Origin of the sequence: Mesorhizobium sanjuanii (genome assembly GCF_002529485.1) — a bacterium.
Lineage (GTDB): Bacteria > Pseudomonadota > Alphaproteobacteria > Rhizobiales > Rhizobiaceae > Mesorhizobium > Mesorhizobium sanjuanii.
Genome location: NZ_NWQG01000299.1, coordinates 1 through 1673, shown reverse-complemented (window position 1 = coordinate 1673; position 1673 = coordinate 1). Strand labels below are relative to the sequence as shown.

General features: G+C 57.5%; 2 protein-coding genes. One reads left to right on the top strand and one right to left on the bottom strand.

Annotated features, from left to right (window positions below; genetic code table 11):
- A partial coding sequence (locus CN311_RS31415; protein WP_133117300.1) for a sulfotransferase family protein occupies positions 1-956 on the top strand: 956 nt, incomplete at its 5' end.
- 203 nt (positions 957-1159) lie between these two features.
- Here the strand turns inward: CN311_RS31415 and CN311_RS31410 are convergent.
- Positions 1160-1673 (bottom strand): porin (locus tag CN311_RS31410; RefSeq protein WP_133117299.1); only part of this gene is annotated, 514 nt, incomplete at its 5' end.

Here is a 1673-nt window from a genome sequence, read left to right as displayed (position 1 = left end):
CCAAGCTTGATTCGGAAGGCGCGCAGCATCTCCATGACGCCGCCGGCAAGGTGCTGAACGACCTCAAGCGCTATGAAGAGGCATTCGACCATTTCAACAAGGCGAAACAGGCCTCCGGCCACCAGTTCGATATCGACCTGTATCGTCGCTGGATCGACTCGCTGATTGAAACCTTCACGCCGGCTTTTTTTGCCGCGAGGGCCGGCTATGGAAATCCTTCCGAAGTGCCTGTGTTCGTGGTTGGCATGCCCCGCTCGGGGACGACGCTCACGGAACAGATCTGCGCCAGCCATCCCGATATTCATGGGGCAGGGGAGCTCAGCAAACTAAGGCGGGTCGCGAACGCGATCGGCCTTAAAACCTCATCGGCTGGGGATTTGAACCAGCCGGTCATGTCGATCACGGAAGACTTGTCCAGAACACTGGCCGATGAGCATCTGTCCTATCTAAGGGAGCGGGCGCCTGCCGCGCTTCGCGTGGTGGACAAGATGCCGCACAATTTTGAAATGATCGGCCTGATCGGCCTTCTCTTCCCCAATGCGCGCATCATTCATTGCCGCCGTGACGCCATTGACAATTGCGTCTCTTGCTTTGTCCAGAACTTCAGCGAGGGACACAGCTACAATACGGACCTGAAAACACTAGGCCTCTACTATCGCGAATATGACCGCCTGATGCGGCATTGGAACAAGGTTTTTCCGGGCCTTATCTTCGAAAATCGCTACGAGACGCTGGTTGAGGACCAGGAAGCGCAGTCGCGCCGCATCATAGATTATCTTGGGTTGCCTTGGGATGACGCCTGCCTGCGCTTTTTCGACAGGGATGGTTCGGTCAACACGCTCAGCCGCTGGCAGGTTCGTCAACCGATTTACAAATCGTCCGTCAAGCGCTGGAAGAATTATGAAAACGAAATTCAGCCGCTGATACAGTCGCTGGGCGATCTTGCCGACACCTGACCTGATTTCGGCAACTTGGTATATCCGGATCGCGGTTTCGAACCCGCGTATGTAAGCTGCTGAAGCTCAGGTGCCCTCCAGAGCAGTCTTCCTCAACCATCAGCCTCCGCCCTGAAATCCGGCATCGGAATCGCTGTGGCAGTCCCTGAACAAAAAAACCCGGCGGTTGCCCGCCGGGTTCGATTTCAATCAGGCCAAGCCTGTTAGAACGAGCGCTGGAAGCGGAGGATGCCGCCGACGCTGCTCTTCTTGTCGGCATTGGTCCAGTTGGAGAAGTCGGCGTCGTCGAACTTGCCGGCATTGAGGTAGTCGACTTCGGCCGTGACCGTGAAGCCGGGAACGACGTCGTAGGCGATGTTCGCCGCAATGCCGAGGTTCTTCCAGTCGTCATAGGAGACTTGGGCGTTGAACGAGGTCTTCTCGTTGAACTTGTAGGTGCCACCGCCCCACACTGCCCAGTTGCCGCCCCACAGCTTGTACATGCCGCGGCCGTCTGCGGGAATCGCGTAGTTCGGATCCGTGTAGTTATCGTCGGTGCCGTAACCGCCCATGATGAACAGCGACAGCTCGTTGGAAACGTTGACGTCCAGGCGAACCTTGCCGGCGACTTCTTCATAAGCGCTATCGTAGGCGACGACACCGGTGATGGCGCCCCAGCCCTGCGTCCACTTCACGCCGCCGACGACATGCGGAACATAGCTGTCGATCGAGAAGGGG